The following is a 16525-nucleotide window of genomic DNA, read 5'->3' on the forward strand; positions in this document are numbered from 1 at the left end:
GGCTCACTTGGTTGCCGCGTCCACGACCGGACGCCATTTGTCTTCATTCTGGGCCATCCAGTCGGCCACGACCTCTTCGACCTTGCCACCATCTACATCGATCGCGCCCATCATCGGCTGCTGATCCTCGACGCTCAGTTGATAGTTCGACAGGATCTCATAGGCCGCCGGCCATTTGTCGGCCATGCCGTTCCAGGCGGCCTTGAAGATGCGCGAGGGCGCAAAGTCGCAGTCATTCACGGCATTGGGGTTCGGGCCCCAGGCCGGATCGGTGAAACAGGCCTCTTCACCCGGCGGCAGATCGACGAATTTCACGTCATAGGCCGACATCGCCCAATGCGGCTGCCAGAAGGTGATCAACAACGGCGACTTGCGCTCGGTCGAGGCACGAAGCTCGGCGATCAACGCCCCTTCGGATCCGGCGGGCACGGCTTTGAACGGCACATCCAGTCCCGCCATACGATCGGCGCCAGGGGTGCCCCAGTCGGCCGGATAGTCGACCAGACGGCCCATCGGCAGCGTTTCTGCGGTGGCGAAGACCTGCGCACAGTCATTCAGCGCCTCCCAAGCCGGCAGGCCCGGGCAGAGATCAGCCACATGCGCCGGATACGCGATGCCTTCCTTGGCATCCAGGCCCAGATCACCGATCTCGACCACGGTGCCCTCGGCGATCTTCTTGGCATACTCGTCCGACACGTTCGACGACCAGATTTCGAGCGTTGCGTCGATGTCACCATCGGCCAGCGCCTGGAATTGGTTCATCATGCCTGCGGTCACATATTCGACCTTGTAGCCGGCGGCCTCGAGCATCTCGCCCGCGACATGCGTGGTCACGTGCTGGCCGGTCCATTCGTTGATGGCCAGTTTGATCGGCTCGTCCACCGCGCCCATCTCGGCCGCGTGAACTGCGCCTGCGGCAACCACCGCCAGCAGACTAACACTGAGTTTTTTCATGGATTTGCTCCCTGTCTTCCTTGTTTTGCCCACCCCGGCAGGATTGGCCCGCCGGCTGACATGCTTGGTGACATTACCATGTCGCAACATGCACAAATTTGGCCGGAAAAGAAAAGTGAACACTTGGACTGACTTGAAACATTTGCCGGTCCCGCCTCCCCTCCGTGCCGGTTGGAACATCAAGATCCTGCCGCGCGCGTCCGGTTTCGGTACGGCAAGTTATTGATTGACCAGTCAATCACAAACCCGATTCCCGTCATTTGTCGAGCATTTCTTTCGCAGCGCATGAAAAAATACCGGGTTTTCCCGGACTCAGCCCGTTTGAATATCCTCCCTATTCAGGCCAGGGTTGCACAAATAGGAACAAACGGGCAACATTCTGGCCGGAGGGTCGACACATGCACCATTTCGACGAAATCTATGGTCTGGCGGCTGATCGGCACGGCGGGATCGACGCGCTCGAGCAGAAGCTGACCCGCCCCAAATCAACGGACGAACTGGCCCGGATGCCCGATGATCGCTGGTTGTCGATCTTGACCAAATGCATCTTTCAGGCCGGGTTCAACTGGAAGGTCATCGAGGCCAAGTGGGACGGATTCGAAGCCGCCTTCAATGGGTTCGACGTAGGGCGCTGCGCCTTCATGGATGACGAAAAATTCGACGCGTTGCTGCAGGATACCCGCATCGTGCGCAATGGAGCCAAGATCGCCACGGTGCGCGACAACGCCGCCTTTCTGCTGGAACTACGCGCCGAGGGCGGCGCAGGCAAGGTGCTGGGCGGCTGGCCCTCGACCGACTATGTCGGATTGCTCGAGATGCTGGCCCGGCGCGGATCTCGGCTGGGCGGTGCCTCGGCCCAGTACGCGATGCGGTTCGCCGGGCGCGACAGTTTCATCCTGTCGCGCGACGTCACGGCCCGCCTGATCGCCGAAGGGGTGATTGACAAGCCCACCACCTCGAAAAGGGCGATGACCGCCGTGCAAACGGCGTTCAACACATGGATGGATCAATCGGGCCGGTCGCTGACGGAAATCAGCCGGGTTCTGGCCATGAGCCTTTGAAAACCGCTTGCGGCCCTGCCCTGCCGGGCTAGGCTTACATCATGATCCGGCTGGCTCTGATCCTTGTCGCGCTGACGCTTCTGTCCTGCGGTCGTCCGCTGAGCGAGCGGGAAAAGGCCTTTGCCGCACAGGTGCAGGGCGACACGCTGGACCTGGATCGAGTGCGGCTGGTCCAGGGTGCCCCGGTGGCTGCGATCACTTATGAGCGCAAGGCCCGCCCTCGGCTGGCCTGCCGCGAACGCATTCTGCCCCCCATAAAGACCGAGACCGTTACCGGAAAACCCGCGGCCGTGGCCCTGTTCAACCAAGTGTATTTTACGCGGGACTGGTATCTCGAAGACTACATGGCCAGCTATCCCGATCGGATCAACCTGGTGGCCGCGATGCTGCTGGCGCATGAGCTGACCCATGTCTGGCAGTGGCAGAACCGCGCGGTGACAGGCTATAACCCCTTGCGCGCCGCGGCCGAGCATGGCGGGCGCAAGGATCCATACCTGTTCGACCTGGACAACTCGGCGGACTTTCTGGACTTTGGGTTTGAACAGCAGGGGGCCATCGTCGAGGAATATGTCTGCTGCCGCGCGCTGGACCCTAACGCGCCGCGCACCCGACGCCTGCACGAGATGTTGGACAAGTATCTCGACCTTGCCGCCCTGCCCGGCGACCGGCGCGAGAGCGACGTGATCCTTCCCTGGAGCGGCGCAAAGGTTCAGGGCATCTGCCGCTGAGAATCATCCGCCCTGCAAAGTCTCCAAATAGGCCACAAGGTCGGCAATGGGCTTGCTGGTCAGGATCGGTTGGCCGGTCGGCGCCTTGATCGCGGTGTCCTGCCCTTCGAAATAGGGGCCATAGACCGGCATCGGACTGCCATGGCTGACCAGCGGATCGCGCCCGTCGATGCGTTTAACCACCCGTTCGGTGGGAAAAACGCCGTCCGAGCCGCTCAACGCCGTCAGATTGGTGGGCTGGATGACCAGCACGCCGGCCATCGGGCCATGGCCGGTTGCATCCAGCCCGTGACAGGTGGCGCAGTGATGCAGGTACAGCTCTTCGCCCGTCCCGACGTCCTGCGCCCAGACGCTCGGGGCGGCCAACAGAGCCAGCGTTGCAAATGTCAGCAGTTTCATCGCGTTCCTCCATCCAGTCCGGCAAATGCAGACTTGCCCGGACCGGTGCAAGCCGCAATGATCCAGATCAACGAAACAGGCGACAAGGACCGGGGCAATGACACAATACGCAACCATCATGCTGGCCGCCGGGATCGGCGTGCCAATCCTTGCGGCGCTGAATGCGGCCTTTGGCAAGTTGATCGGGTCGCCGACCGTCGCGGCGGTGATCCTGTTTGCCGTGGCCTTTGCCGCCTCGGCGATGGTGATGCTGCTGGGGCCGGGCACGCAGGCTGTGGCCAAAGTCGCGCACACGCCGAAGCACCTGTTGCTGGCCGGGGTTCTTATTGCCTTCTACGTCCTGTCGATCACCCATGTCGCGCCGCATTTCGGTGTGGGCAACGCGGTGTTCTTCGTGCTGCTGGGGCAGTTGATCAGCACCGCGGCCATCGACCATTTCGGCCTTTTCGGTGCGCAGATCACCCCGTTGACCCTATTGCGCGCCGGCGGGATCGCGGTGATGGCCGTGGGTGTCGCGATCACTCAGCTGGCCTGAGCACACCCCCGTCCAGCCGCAGCATCCGGTCCATGCGCGCCGCCAGGTCAACATTGTGCGTGGCGATCAACGCCGACAGGCCGGACTCGCGCACCAGATCCATCAGCGCGGCAAAGACCTGATCCGAGGTATCCGGGTCCAGATTCCCTGTTGGCTCGTCCGCCAACAGGACACGCGGTTCATTGGCCAGGGCCCGGCAGAAGGCCACCCGCTGCTGCTCGCCACCCGACAGGGCCGCCGGGCGGTGGTCGGCACGTTCGGCGACACCGACAAGGCCCAGCAAATCCATCGCGCGGGCCTTGGCCGCCCTTTCGGATACGCCATTCGCCAATTGCGGAAGCACAACGTTTTCCAGCGCGGTGAATTCCGGCAGCAGGTGGTGGAACTGGTACACAAAACCCACATCCCGCCGCCGCATCGCGGTGCGGGTGCGGTCGCCTTTGCCGGTCGCGTCCTGCCCGCCGATTTCGACCGTCCCGGAATCCGGCGTATCCAGCAGACCGGCGATGTGCAGCAGGGTCGACTTGCCCGCCCCCGAGGGTGCCACAAGTGCCACCGCCTCGCCGGCGCGCAGTTCCAGATCGGCGCAGCGCAGCACCTGCACCTCGGCGGGCGTGCCTTTCAGATAGGTCTTGGTCAGGCCGGTCAGACGCAGGGTCACATCATTCATAGCGCAGCGCCTCGACCGGGTTCAGCCGCGCCGCGCGGCGGGCCGGGAAGTAGGTGACGAAGAAGGACAGGCCTAGCGACATCCCAACCGCCTTGAGCACGTCCGACAGGTGCAGCTCGGCCGGCAAGGCATAGATGCCGCGGATCGCTGGATCCCAAACTCCACCGCCCATCACGTAGTTCACGAAAGAGAAGATCGGGTCGATATAGAGCGCGAACAGGCAGCCCAGAATGACGCCCATCGCGGTGCCGATGATCCCGGTGAACGCACCGCAGATGAAGAACACGCGCAGCACCGAGCCCTCGCTGAGGCCGATGGTGCGCAGGATGCCGATGTCGCGGCCCTTGTTTTTGACCAGCATGATCAGGCCTGACACGATGTTCATCGCCGCGATCAGCACGAGTATCGACAGGATGATGAACATCACGTTGTCCTCGACCTCGAGCGCGCGCAGAAAACCACCCGACGCATCCAGCCACGTCCAGATCTGCACCCGCTCGCCCGCCGCCTCGAGGATCGGGATCAGGATCGGGTTCAGGTCCTCGGGACCGTCGACCATAACCTCGATCTCGTCGGCGACGCCCTCGCGATTGAAAAAGCTCTGCGCCTCGGAAAACGGCATGTAGACGCGGGTGCGGTCGATGTCATAGCGCCCGGCCGAAAACACGTAGACGACTTCATAGGCATTCACACGGGGCGAGGTGCCAAAGGCGGTTTTGACCCCGTTGGGCGTGGTCAGCTTGACCCTATCACCAACCGTGGCGCCGATGGCGCGGGCCACGCCCGAGCCGATGGCGATTCCCTCCTCGAACCGGGACAGATCGCCATAGGCTTGGTCGCTTTGGGCGATGCCGGGCAGGTTGAGCAAGTCATCGGGGCGGATGCCGAACACCTCGGCGCCGCTGCTGCGATCTCGGTTTGTGATCAGGACCTGCCCCTTGACCAACGGCGCGGCGCGTTGAACGCCCGGCACCTGCGCGATGCGCTCGGCCATGGCGTCGTATTCAACGATGGTGCGATCCACCTGCCCGTGCGCGTCCAGTTCTCCGGCCGAGTAAACTGTAACGTGAGCGTTGGCCCCAAGAATGGTGCCCACGAATTCGGACCGGAACCCGGACCGGACCGCCAGCGTTGCGATCAGCGCGAAAACGGCCAGAGTGATCCCGATCAACGAGATCCATGTCATCACACTTACACCGCCCTCGGCACGCCGGGCGCGCAGATAGCGCCAGGCGATCTTCCATTCGAAGGCGGCAAAGGGAGGGGGTGTTCTGGCCATTCCTGCTCCGGCAAATCTGTGGTGGGGACATTTTCGGGATTTGGCTGGATGGTCAAGCCGGTTCTGGATGCGCGCGCCCGTTCAACCGGTTAGCGACGAAGTTGCATCCAGCACAGACTGGGTCGTCTCACGATCACTAATCCCTCGTCGCGCCAAGGCCTCGAACAAGCGATCTCGGGTTTCAGGTGTCAGCATGGAAACCGCCCGGTTGTGCAGGCCGAGGCTCAACAGTTCCGGTTCGTCGATCCTGGCAATCAGGCCTTCCAGCTTCTGTTGCGAATAGGTCGGCCACAGCCCCAGCGCGGTGCTGGGTGCGTCCTCGAACCACGGGCGCAAAGTCAGATCCGACCGGAGGCAAAACGCATTCAGCAGCATGAATTCCGAGGGTCTTCGGCGCGACCCGAAGAGCGACTGCACCGAACCGTAGCGTTCGTTGATCTCGTCCAACACCTCCAACACCAACGACCTGCGCACTGGGAACGGCGTCGAAAACGTCGTGGTCTTCAACGCCTCAATGTCCGGGACGGTGACCTGCAAAGCGTCCAGGCTCTGCCGCAGCCAGTTGCGGTGAAAGTCGCTGTTGACCGATATGAACGGGATCCGGGCGGCTCCGCCATCCGCAAAGAATTCTGCCTCATTGAAAGACCGCAGAAACAGGTTTTTGGTGTCCAGGATAACCATCTGCTCCGCCTCGGCGATCCGTGCGGCGCCCAGCTTGAGCACCTGTTGCGTGCGATATCCGTTGTTGCCGCGCCAGCCCCCCTTTCGCACGAAAGGGATACGGTGCCGTCCTTCAATCAGAAGCCGGTCGCCCAGTGAACGCCTGACGCATTGACCAGCCCCAAGCAGAATGTCATCGCCCCCGACGACCCGAACCTTGGATTGCAAAGGGCCATAGGCCGTTAATATGGGCTCGATACGCGCCCGCAATGCGGTTTCGTCCACGTCGTTCAGAACCACATGGATGGAAGCAACCTTGGCCGGATCAGCAAATCGCGCAAAGGAACGCGCCTGCAACTCGAGCAGCGGGTAATCCTTGGAATACACTATCGTGGCAAAACTCAGCACGGTCGGGTTGCCTTTCATAATCACTCGGCGCCGCTGTATCAGCTTCTCGACCTGCCGCCAAATCTGCTTTTCCGCGTTGGCGCAGAATCAGCCGTCGGGCGCAAATTCCAGTAACAGATGATATGTGAAAGACGATTATACCGCTGGTTGTGAAGCCCATCTCAGACAGGCCTTAATTGTTTCAGGTATGAAGTCAATGTGAGGCTCAGGCATTATACTGAACTTGAAATGCAACATTTTCACAGCAACTTTGTTTCGCATTTTGCTTCTTTTGAGAAATTTTGGCACCCTGATTGTGGGGGAATACATTTTGAAGAGCGGGGGGTCGCTCATGAATATTGAAGAGGAAATTGAACAGGTTGGTGCGCCAGCCACGACGATCATATCTCAGGACATGGATTGCGAAACCGCAGCGTTGTTGCGGGCCGTCATCCGACCGCTATTTGCCGGCGCGGCCAGTTGGGCCGGTCTTGCCGACACGCTGCGCGAAAAAGGCTATCGCCTGGCATTCCAAAGCGGGCGCATGTGCCTGATGGACCGAGCGACCGGAAAACGGCTTTGCGGGTTGCGGTTTCTGGACATCGAATTGAAGGATCTGGTCCGTCGTATGGGTCGCCCCGTCGTAGTCGCCCGAGGTGACAGGGCGGATGGTGAACTGCTTCGCGCGCGTCCGGCGACGGGCGGGTCCTAGTATCGCCGCCAGAACTGGACGGACCGGCGCAGAGATTTGGCAAGGCTGTGTTTTGCGGCCCGCCGGATCGGCAGCGGCGTTTCCTGGCGCCTCAGCACCTCGATAAGCAGGTTTGCCGGCATATGCCCGCGGCGATAGAACTCTGCAAAATCATCCAGATCCAAGCCTTGTGCCGCGCGATAATCGGCAAAGAACCGTTGCCAGACGCGGGCATAATCCCGTCCCGTCGCTTGCTGGTCGCTGGTCTCGCCGCGGTCCCAGAACAATGAAATCGGTTCATCCATCCTTTCGCCGCGATAGCCCCCGGCAACCAACCGCAGCATCAGGTCATAATCACCAGCGATGCGGAACTGAGTGTCGTGTCCCCCCAATTCCTGAAAAACATCTCGCCGCAGAAAAACAGAGTTATGGCAAAACGGCATACGCTGAAGGATGGCCTTGACCGACATCCGTTTTTCCATCTTTTCGCCGCCGTCCGCGGACCGATGAAGGGTTGATCCGAATAGATAGTCAGGACGGGTCGCGGTCAATCGCTCGGCCGCCCGGTTCAGAACATCATCCGCGGCCAACGAGTCGTCGGAATTGAGGAACAGGACATATTCGCCGCGTGCCGCTTCGACGCCGCGATTCATTGCGTCGTACAGGCCATGGTCCGGTTCACTGATCAGGCGCGTGCGCGGAGCGTTGACGATCAAGTCCTGAATAAATTCGACCGTCCCGTCCGACGATGCTCCGTCCTGAATGATGTGCTCGGAACGGTCGCAATTCTGCCGCGCCATGCATTCGATGACGCGACGAAACGTGCCCTGACGCCCTTGGGACAGCAGGTTCCAAGTTGCCGTGATCACCGAGATCAGCGGCGAGTCACCGGTATCAGGCGGTGCGCTCATAGATCTCGGCAATGCGGGTTACGGCGGCCTCGGGGCTCAGCTCTTCGCTTTCGCCGGTGCGGCGGTTGGTCAGCTCGACCACTCCGTTCTTCAGCCCGCGCGGGCCGACGGTGATACGCCAGGGCAGGCCGATCAGGTCCATCGTGGCGAACTTGCCCCCTGCCCGCTCGTTGCGGTCGTCATAGAGCGGCTCGAGCCCCAGCGCGGTCAGCGCCTTGTAGATCTTGTCGCAGGCCGCGTCGGCCTCGTCATCGCCCTGCTTCAGGTTGACGATGCCGCAGTGGAACGGAGTCACGCCCTCGGGCCAGATGATGCCCTTGTCGTCGTGGCTGGCCTCGATGATCGCACCGATCAGGCGGCTGACGCCGATGCCGTGGCTGCCCATATGCACCGGAACCTGCTTGCCGTCGGGACCTTGCACGGTGGCGCCCATAGGCTCGGAGTACTTGGTGCCGAAATAGAAGATCTGCCCCACTTCGATGCCACGCGCGCTGCGGCGGCGTTCCTCGGGCACCTGCTGGAACAGGGCCTCGTCATGGGTCTCGTCGGTGCGGGCATAGAGCGAGGTGAACTCCTCCATGATCGCCTGACACTGAGCCTTGTCGTCATAGTCGATGTCGCGCGCGCCAAGACGGATGTCGGTGACCGCGCTGTCATAGAACACCTCGGATTCGCCGGTATCGGCCAGCACCAGGAATTCATGCGTGTCGTCACCGCCAATCGGGCCGCTGTCTGCACGCATCGGGATCGCCTGCAGGCCCATGCGTTCGTAGGTGCGCAGATAGCTGACCAGGTGGCGGTTGTAGGCGTGAAGCGCGTCCTCTTTCGTCAGGTCGAAATTGTAGCCGTCCTTCATGTAGAACTCGCGGCCGCGCATCACGCCGAAACGCGGGCGGATCTCGTCGCGGAACTTCCATTGGATCTGGTAGAGCGTCAGCGGCAGGTCCTTGTAGCTACTGACATGGCCGCGGAAGATGTCGGTGACCAGTTCCTCGGCCGTGGGCGTATAGAGCATGTCGCGGCCGTGCCGGTCCTTCATGCGCAGCATTTCCTGGCCGTAGTCATCATAACGCCCGGATTCGCGCCACAGGTCGGCCGATTGCAGGATCGGCATCTGGATCGGGATGTGCCCGGCGCGGATCTGCTCCTCGTGCACGATGTTTTCCAGCTTGCGCAGCACCTTGAAGCCAAGCGGTAGCCACGAATAGATCCCGGCGGCGGCCTGCTTGATCATCCCGGCGCGCAGCATCAGCCGGTGGCTGACGATCTGGGCTTCGGCGGGGTTCTCTTTGAGAACGGGCAGAAAATAACGGCTGAGGCGCATGTTTTTACCTTGCAGGTGAGAATTCCACGGACACGTGATTATGCGAAAGCCCCGCCGGGGGCAATCGGACAATGACCCAATCGCCGGTTCGTGGCCAGGCGGCTGTGCCTTTGATCAAACCACGTCGAAACCGGTGCACCGCTTGTCCGCCACGCCAAAATCCCGTCTCATGAAGCGCTTGCATCACAAGGTTGCATCGTCCAAGAACAACCACAAGCCTGCAGACAGGAGACCATGATGGCGTTGCCGGTTCGGGACCAGCTGAAATATTGGGGCGTGGCCGCGGCCGTTTTCGTGTTGGTGCTTTGGCTGCTGGGAGATGTCCTGCTGCCTTTCGTCATCGGCGGCGCGATCGCCTATTTCCTCGACCCCCTGGCCGATCGGCTAGAGCGCCTGGGTCTGTCGCGTGCGGCGGCGACCGCAACGATCACGATTATCGGCGTGCTGACCTTTCTTCTGATAATCCTGATGGTGGTTCCGGCGCTGATCACGCAACTGGCCGATCTGGTCGAAACCCTGCCCACCCTGTTCCAACAACTACGCACCTTTGTCGAACAGCGGTTTCCCGCGCTTCTGGACAGTGAGTCAAACACGCATCAATTCCTGATGTCGCTGAGCGAAACCCTCAAGGCAAAGTCCGGCGACATCCTCGAAACGGTCGTCGCCTCGGTGGGATCGGCCGTGAACGTGGTACTGTTGTTGGTGATCGTGCCCGTGGTGGCGGTGTATTTGCTGCTGGACTGGGATCACATGATTGCCCGCATCAACCAGCTTCTGCCCCGTGACCATGCGCCGACCATCCGCCGTCTGGCCTCGGAAATCGACGCGGTGCTGGCGTCTTTCGTGCGCGGAATGGGGTCGGTTTGCCTGATTCTGGGCACCTACTATGCGGTAGCGCTGATGATCGTAGGCCTGCAGTTCGGCCTGATCGTGGGTTTCATCGCGGGGCTGGTCACCTTCATTCCCTATCTGGGCGCCCTGATCGGCGGAACGCTGGCCATCGGCCTGGCGCTGTTCCAGTTCTGGGGCGACTGGGCATCGATCGGCCTGGTGGCCGGGATCTTCGCCATCGGCCAAGTGGTCGAGGGCAATTTACTGACCCCCAAGCTGGTGGGCAGCTCGGTCGGGTTGCACCCGGTGTGGCTGCTTCTGGCCCTGTCGGTCTTCGGATCGCTGTTCGGATTCGTGGGCATGTTGATCGCGGTTCCGGTCGCGGCGTCGCTGGGCGTGCTTGCACGTTTCGCCACTTCGCAATATCTGGCAGGCCGCCTCTACCGGGGGCATGACGAGCTGGACCGGGAAAGCGAGTAAATGGCCAGACAACTGAGTTTCGATCTTCCAGCCAAGACCGCGCTGGGACGCGAGGATTTTTTTGTATCACCGGCCAATGCGCTGGCGGTGGCTATGATCTCGGCCAATTCATGGCCAGGCAACAAGCTGGTCCTGTCCGGCCCAGCCGGGTCCGGCAAAACCCATTTGGCCCATGTCTGGGCGGCCGAAACCGGGGGGCGGATCGTGTCGGCGGCAGACCTGCGCCATGATTTGGTGCCCGCCCTGGCGCGGTCGCCGGTCGCGGTCGAGGACGTGCCGATGATCGCGGGCGACATCGAACGGCAGAAAACCTTGTTTCACCTGCACAACCTTGTTCTGGCGGAAGGGCATGCGCTGCTGATGACCGGACGGTTGGCGCCGAGGTTCTGGGAACTGCCCCTGGCCGATCTGCAAAGCCGGGTCGAGGGCGCGCATCACGTGGCCCTGGACCCGCCCGACGATGCGCTGCTGGGCGCGGTTCTGGCCAAGCTGTTCGTGGACCGGCAACTGAACCCCGGCCCCGAGGTGATCGCCTATCTGGTCAAGCACATGGACCGCCGGTTCGAGACCGCCGCCGAGGTCGTGGCCCAACTGGATCACGTCGCGTTGATGGAAAAGCGCGAAATCACCCGGGCACTGGCCGTCCGCGTGCTGAACAAGGACGTCGACGAAACCATCACCGGCGATTGACCGTTTGGGTCTGATTTCGCATCCTGCGCAGGAAGGGACCCCGGGGAAGAACATGGAACAGATTGCAGCCAGGATTCCGGATTGGGGATCATTCGGAAGACCATTGTTCGACGACCCGGGGATTCGCGACCTGTCGCGGGTCGGAGTGGTCGATGTCGGGTCGAACTCGGTGCGGATGGTGATCTTTGACGGCGCGGCGCGCTCGCCGGCCTACTTTTACAACGAAAAGGTGATGTGCGAACTGGGCGCCGGGCTGTCGGAAACCGGGCGATTGAACCCGCGCGGGCGTGAACGTGCGTTGGCCGCCCTGCGCCGGTTCGAACACCTTTCGCGCGATCTGGACCTACCCGGCCTTCATGTGGTGGCCACCGCCGCCGTGCGCGAGGCCGAGGACGGCCCCGATTTCTGCGACCAGGTCTGGGCCGAGACTGGCCTGCACGTGTCGGTCATCGACGGCGAGGAGGAGGCCCGGCTGTCCGCTCAGGGCGTGCTGCTGGGCTGGCCCGGCGCCTACGGGCTGATCTGCGACATCGGTGGCGCCTCTATGGAACTGGCCGAGATCGGCGGCAACTCTGTCGGGCGCTGCGTGACCTCGCCCTTGGGGCCGCTGAAGCTGCGCGATATCAAGGGCGGGCGACGGGCGCGCAAGGCACATATCAAGGAAACCATGGAGGCCCTGCGTGACAAGCTGGGGCCGCAGCGCGACCGGCTGTTCCTTGTGGGGGGCAGTTGGCGGGCCTTCGCTCGGCTGGACATGCTGCGCCGTGGCTATCCGCTGAACGTGCTGCATGAATACCGCATGACCACCAAGCAGGTTCGCGAGACGATCAAGTTCATCGAAAAAAACGACGCCGAAAAGCTGCGGTCGCGGGCCGGGGTGTCGGCCTCGCGCATGGCGCTGGTTCCCTATGCGATGGATGTGCTGTCGCGCCTAATCCGCACCTTCAAACCCAAGGACATCGCCATCTCGAGCTATGGCATACGCGAAGGGCTTCTGTATGAACAGATGCCCCAGATCCTGCGCGACCGGGACCCGCTGATCGAGGCCTGCCGGTTTTCCGAGCAGAAGGACGCCCGACTGCCGGGTTTCGGCCGCCACCTGTTCGATTTCGTGATGCCGCTGTTCCGGTCGGCGCCACAATCCCGAATCCGATTGATCAAGGCCGCCTGTCTACTGCATGACGTCAGCTGGCGCGCCCACCCTGATTACCGGGCCGAGGTCTGCTTTGACAACGTGACCCGTGCCAATCTTGGCGGGCTGAAACATTCCGAACGGGTCTTCATCGGTCTGGCGCTGCAACACAGATACCGCAACAAACGCCACGGCAACCGGTTCGCGCCGCTCTATGAGCTGCTCGACGAGAAAGACCAGCAACAGGCCGAGATTCTGGGCAAGGCCATGCGGTTCGGGGCAATGCTGTGGATGCAGAATGACGCCGCCATCGGCAAGCTACGGTTCTACCCAAAGAAACGCGAGCTTGAACTGTATCTGCCCGGTTCGCTCAGCCCGCTGTTCAACGAGGTCGCCGAGGCACGGTTCAACTCGCTGGCCGATGCGTTGGAATCCGAACCGCGCGTCATCATCCAGAAATGACCCGGGCGGTCAGATATCCGTGACGTCTTCGCCCTCGGGTCGGTCTTCTTCAGCCTCGGGTGCGGGGCTTTCCGGCAAAGGCGGCTCGGGCTTCTTGCGGATGATGATGTCGCCATTGGGCAGCATTTCGGGCGCCTCATAGGCGCTCCAATCCTGAACCTGCGCCGCCAGTTCGGCCAGCGCCGGGCCCATCTCCTGCAGGAAGGACTGCATCGCCGGGCCGAACTGTTCGGCCAGATCGCGCAGATCCTCCAGCGCCGGTTCCAGTTCCCGGCGCAACCCCTCAAAGAACAATTCGGCCCCCTGCTCCATCAGGGATTTGCCTTGAGGCTCCTGCGCGGCGGCAGGCAGGGCAGCCAAAGCGAGCGAAACGGTCAGAACAAGATGCTTCATGCGTCCAAGATAAGGGGCGGACGATCAGGTTGAAAGGGCTAGAGGTCGATATCCAGAGTGACCGGAAAATGATCGGACGCGGTGACCAATGCTTCGCGCAATTCGGGAACGCTCCAGCAATGCTCGTCCCGCAACGGATGCCAGATGCGCCAGACCGGGCGACGTGCCTTCAGATCGGGGCTGACCATGATGTAGTCCAGCAGCGCCTCGAGATATTGGCCCTCTTCAGGCCGCGGAAAGCGGGCGGTCGACGGGATCCACCCCGGTCGGGGCCGGCAGGCTTGGGCCGCGTGGGGGTCAAACAGGCCTGCTTGCAACAGGATCTCGACCGAGGATCGCCCGAATAGGTTTTCGAACTCGTCCAGCCCCGGCCCATCATTCAGATCGCCCAGCAGAACCACCGGTTCGTGCGCAGCCAGATGCGCCTTGACCCGATGCGACAGCCACACCGCCTGGGCCAACTGCTTGCGTCGATTGGCAATCGAAATCCGCATCGCCTGCTCGGGCGTGTCCGCCCCATGCGGCGCCTTGGATTTCAGATGCGCGCCGATCATCCGAAACTCGAGCCCGTCCGCCGTTTTGACGGCCAGTTCCACCGGTGGTTTCGAAAACCGGACGATGTCTTCGGTCGCGTCGATATCCAGGTCGATGCGAAATTCACCGTCAAACCGGGGCGCGTCGCCGGCGAACCCGTCCGTCTCGCGGTCTCCGATCGGGTCGTGACGGGCGCTGAGCCTGTCTGGGTCGTACATCAGGGCAAGCTCCTGATGGGTGTCATTCGGGAAACCCATCACCGCCTGCGAGGTGCGCAGGCCAAACACCTCGGCAAATTCCTGCAGGGCGCGCACGGTGTTTTGGCTGCTGCCGGTATTGGGCGCTTCTACGATCAGGATGGCGTCCGCGTCGATCGCGGTCAGAACCGTCGCGATGGCCTCGACCTGCTGTGCCTTGGTGACGTTGCGCCGCCCCGACCAGCTATCATCGACGACCAGCTTGTCGTGGCGATCGAACAGGTTGGCGAACCATTCGATATTATAGGTCGCCAGCCGCATCGCTCAGGCCCGCGCGCCGTTGATTTCGTCCCAGGCGCGGTTGATGTCGATCATCTTCTTCTCGGCCAGACGGATCGCTTCTTCCGGCACACCGCGCGCCATCATGGCGTCGGGATGGGTGTCCCTCACCAGCTTGCGCCAGACCTTGCGGATTTCCGGCAACGGCATATCCGGGGTGACGCCCAGAACCGTATAGGGATCCTTGGGCGCATCGGGCACGAACCTGGCCCGCAGCGCCTTGAACTGCGCCTCGGACTGGCCGAAGATCTGGGCCACATCCTCAAGAAACCGGTTTTCGTTGGGGTGATAAAACCCGTCGGCCATGGCTATGTGGAACAACCCTTCCATCAGGTCGCACAAGGTCGTGCTGTCCTCGGAGAACATCCGAGCTATCTTGCTGGCATATTCCTGGTAGCCGGCCACGTCCTGACGGGCCAGGTTGAAGACGCGGGCGGCGCCGGCTTCCTCCTCGGGCGGAATGCGGAATACCTCGCGGAAGGCCGTCACCTCGTCGCGCGTCACCTGACCGTCGGCCTTGGCCATCTTCGCCCCCAGCGCGATCACGGCGATGGCGAAGGCCACGGACTTTTCGGGCGGAGTGCGCAGCTTTTCGAAAACCTTTGCCAAGCTTTCGCCCTTGGCCAGCGCGCTCAGCGCCTCGGATATGCGGGACCAGATCGACATGGGCGCACCCTAACGCGCCCAAACCGGACTGTCAGGTGCGACCAATCATTTCGGACGAAGAATTTTCTGCATCAGCACAAGATCCAGCCATCGGCCCCATTTGAACCCCACCTCGGGCATGCGTCCGACCTGCGTGAACCCCAAAGCCGAATGAAAGGAAACCGCCGCGGGATTCTCGGCCGAGATCCCCGCAACCAGAACATGAACCCCATCCGCCCGCGCGACCCGTTCCAGAGCCTCCATCAATCTTCGACCGCCCCCCTGCCCCTGCGCCTGCGGGTCCAACATGATCGTGTGTTCACGCGTGGCGTCATAGCCGGGACCGGTGCGAAACCGGCCATAGGTGGCAAACCCGACCACCTGGTTCCGCCATTCGGCAACCTGGAACGCCGGCCCTCGCGCGGCGATGTCCTCGGCAATACTGGCCGGGCTGCGCTCTTCGGTCGTAAAGGTCGCCAGGGTGTCCCGAACCACCTGATTGGTGATCGCCGCGATCGCCACCGCATCCCGGGTCCGAGCCGGTCGGACGATCATTCCAGCACACGCACACCGTGGGGTGTATCGAACTCGGCCCGCAACGCGACCGGCCCGGTGTCGAACACAACCCGATCAAGCTGACCTAGCAATCGCGCCATCGTCAGCGCGTCCGGATGAAAAACGACCAATCGTCGAAGATGGCATCCACTGGCTTGCAGCATCCCCGCCGGGTGCAGATCGCCCTGCCAATGGATCAGCGCCGGGAACAGATTGTCAAATGGCAACCGGCCCGACTCTGGAACGGCCATCTTCCACCGCAAGGCGCCCCGTTCAAGGTCATGGACCTGCCCCACATCAACCGAAAACGCATCCAGATCGGCCTGCAAATCGGAAACCCGACAGATCCAGTTGCTCAGCTTGGGCGGCCCTGCGAACCGATCCAGATCAAACCAACGCGGCCGCCCGGGATCGGGGGCCTGCGGGTCTACCGCAATCGCCTCAAGATAAAGGCCTTCGTCCAACCCAAGCAGATAGTTGTGCGTGCCGAAGGCCGCGTGCTTGCCGCCCGGCGCCATCTGCACGCCCAGCGCTTGCTCAACATGGGCCACGGCCTCTTCCAGCGTCGCGGCGGCCACCGCAAGATGATCCAGTTCCATGACCGAGCCTCCAACTTCCAGCCCCGACCTCATCCCCACTTGATACCACGAAACGCCAGACACCAACAC

19 protein-coding genes are annotated in these 16525 nt (G+C 62.2%); 7 read left to right on the forward strand and 12 right to left on the reverse strand.

The window, feature by feature from the left end:
* Positions 1–3 precede the first annotated feature (3 nt).
* Entirely contained in the window at positions 4–954 is a 951-nt protein-coding gene (locus tag AC2FNS_RS07670) for an ABC transporter substrate-binding protein (protein WP_496685942.1), read from the reverse strand.
* 398 nt (positions 955–1352) lie between these two features.
* Here AC2FNS_RS07670 and AC2FNS_RS07675 point away from each other — a divergent pair, with 398 nt between their 5' ends.
* Both AC2FNS_RS07675 and AC2FNS_RS07680 read left to right on the forward strand, forming a co-directional pair.
* Positions 1353–2015 carry a DNA-3-methyladenine glycosylase I gene (locus AC2FNS_RS07675; RefSeq protein WP_496685941.1) on the forward strand — a complete coding sequence of 221 codons (663 nt, stop codon included), beginning with the start codon at positions 1353–1355 and terminating at the stop codon, positions 2013–2015.
* Between the two features lie 41 nt (positions 2016–2056).
* The gene (locus AC2FNS_RS07680) at positions 2057–2743 is read left to right on the forward strand and encodes a hypothetical protein (protein ID WP_496711515.1); all 687 of its coding nucleotides are present in this window, start codon (positions 2057–2059) and stop codon (positions 2741–2743) included.
* Between the two features lie 3 nt (positions 2744–2746).
* Here AC2FNS_RS07680 and AC2FNS_RS07685 read toward each other — a convergent pair whose 3' ends face one another.
* Complete coding sequence (locus AC2FNS_RS07685; protein ID WP_496678774.1) at positions 2747–3142, reverse strand: c-type cytochrome; 396 nt, start codon at positions 3140–3142, stop codon at positions 2747–2749.
* Positions 3143–3239: 97 nt separating this feature from the next.
* On the opposite strand from AC2FNS_RS07685, the gene AC2FNS_RS07690 reads away from it, so the two are divergent.
* A complete protein-coding gene (locus tag AC2FNS_RS07690) occupies positions 3240–3677 on the forward strand; it encodes a DMT family transporter (protein ID WP_496797408.1) in 438 nt (145 codons plus the stop codon).
* Here the strand turns inward: AC2FNS_RS07690 and AC2FNS_RS07695 are convergent.
* From AC2FNS_RS07695 to AC2FNS_RS07705, 3 genes are all read right to left on the reverse strand, one after another.
* Positions 3661–4347, reverse strand: coding sequence for an ABC transporter ATP-binding protein (locus AC2FNS_RS07695; RefSeq protein ID WP_496711517.1), 687 nt, complete (start codon positions 4345–4347; stop codon positions 3661–3663). The genes AC2FNS_RS07690 and AC2FNS_RS07695 overlap by 17 nt on opposite strands.
* Complete coding sequence (locus AC2FNS_RS07700) at positions 4340–5626, reverse strand: lipoprotein-releasing ABC transporter permease subunit (protein ID WP_496678769.1); 1287 nt, start codon at positions 5624–5626, stop codon at positions 4340–4342. Before AC2FNS_RS07700 ends, AC2FNS_RS07695 begins: the two co-directional genes overlap by 8 nt.
* Before the next feature lie 81 nt (positions 5627–5707).
* A complete protein-coding gene (locus AC2FNS_RS07705) occupies positions 5708–6712 on the reverse strand; it encodes a DUF6492 family protein (RefSeq protein ID WP_496711522.1) in 1005 nt (334 codons plus the stop codon).
* Between the two features lie 313 nt (positions 6713–7025).
* On the opposite strand from AC2FNS_RS07705, the gene AC2FNS_RS07710 reads away from it, so the two are divergent.
* Positions 7026–7385, forward strand: coding sequence for a hypothetical protein (locus tag AC2FNS_RS07710; protein ID WP_496711518.1), 360 nt, complete (start codon positions 7026–7028; stop codon positions 7383–7385).
* Here the strand turns inward: AC2FNS_RS07710 and AC2FNS_RS07715 are convergent.
* Together AC2FNS_RS07715 and proS are read right to left on the reverse strand one after the other, a co-directional pair.
* Positions 7382–8275: a glycosyltransferase family 2 protein gene (locus tag AC2FNS_RS07715; protein ID WP_496711519.1), complete on the reverse strand. Its 894-nt coding sequence runs from the start codon at positions 8273–8275 to the stop codon at positions 7382–7384. The genes AC2FNS_RS07710 and AC2FNS_RS07715 overlap by 4 nt on opposite strands.
* Positions 8259–9599, reverse strand: coding sequence for a proline--tRNA ligase (proS, locus tag AC2FNS_RS07720; protein ID WP_496727573.1), 1341 nt, complete (start codon positions 9597–9599; stop codon positions 8259–8261). Before proS ends, AC2FNS_RS07715 begins: the two co-directional genes overlap by 17 nt.
* A 237-nt stretch (positions 9600–9836) precedes the next feature.
* Here proS and AC2FNS_RS07725 point away from each other — a divergent pair, with 237 nt between their 5' ends.
* From AC2FNS_RS07725 to AC2FNS_RS07735, 3 genes are read left to right on the forward strand one after another with little or no spacing between them, the layout of a single operon-like run.
* The gene (locus AC2FNS_RS07725) at positions 9837–10910 is read left to right on the forward strand and encodes an AI-2E family transporter (protein WP_496712411.1); all 1074 of its coding nucleotides are present in this window, start codon (positions 9837–9839) and stop codon (positions 10908–10910) included.
* A complete protein-coding gene (locus AC2FNS_RS07730; protein WP_496712412.1) occupies positions 10911–11600 on the forward strand; it encodes an HdaA/DnaA family protein in 690 nt (229 codons plus the stop codon). It begins immediately after the preceding gene.
* Between the two features lie 52 nt (positions 11601–11652).
* Positions 11653–13194 carry a Ppx/GppA family phosphatase gene (locus tag AC2FNS_RS07735; protein ID WP_496803810.1) on the forward strand — a complete coding sequence of 514 codons (1542 nt, stop codon included), beginning with the start codon at positions 11653–11655 and terminating at the stop codon, positions 13192–13194.
* A gap of 9 nt (positions 13195–13203) precedes the next feature.
* On the opposite strand, the gene AC2FNS_RS07740 is transcribed toward AC2FNS_RS07735, so the two are convergent.
* The 5 genes from AC2FNS_RS07740 to AC2FNS_RS07760 are packed head-to-tail and all read right to left on the reverse strand — an operon-like array spanning position 13204 to position 16456.
* Positions 13204–13587, reverse strand: a complete 384-nt coding sequence (locus AC2FNS_RS07740) for a hypothetical protein (RefSeq protein ID WP_496712413.1) — start codon at positions 13585–13587, stop codon at positions 13204–13206.
* A 38-nt stretch (positions 13588–13625) separates the two neighbouring features.
* Complete coding sequence (locus AC2FNS_RS07745; RefSeq protein WP_496712414.1) at positions 13626–14639, reverse strand: endonuclease/exonuclease/phosphatase family protein; 1014 nt, start codon at positions 14637–14639, stop codon at positions 13626–13628.
* 3 nt (positions 14640–14642) lie between these two features.
* Positions 14643–15323, reverse strand: coding sequence for a TerB family tellurite resistance protein (locus tag AC2FNS_RS07750; RefSeq protein ID WP_496678751.1), 681 nt, complete (start codon positions 15321–15323; stop codon positions 14643–14645).
* A 45-nt stretch (positions 15324–15368) separates the two neighbouring features.
* A complete protein-coding gene (locus AC2FNS_RS07755; protein WP_496712416.1) occupies positions 15369–15857 on the reverse strand; it encodes a GNAT family N-acetyltransferase in 489 nt (162 codons plus the stop codon).
* Complete coding sequence (locus AC2FNS_RS07760; protein WP_496712417.1) at positions 15854–16456, reverse strand: VOC family protein; 603 nt, start codon at positions 16454–16456, stop codon at positions 15854–15856. The genes AC2FNS_RS07755 and AC2FNS_RS07760 overlap by 4 nt, the downstream gene beginning before the upstream one ends.
* Positions 16457–16525 lie beyond the last annotated feature (69 nt).

The organism is Ruegeria sp. BHSA191, from assembly GCF_059613325.1.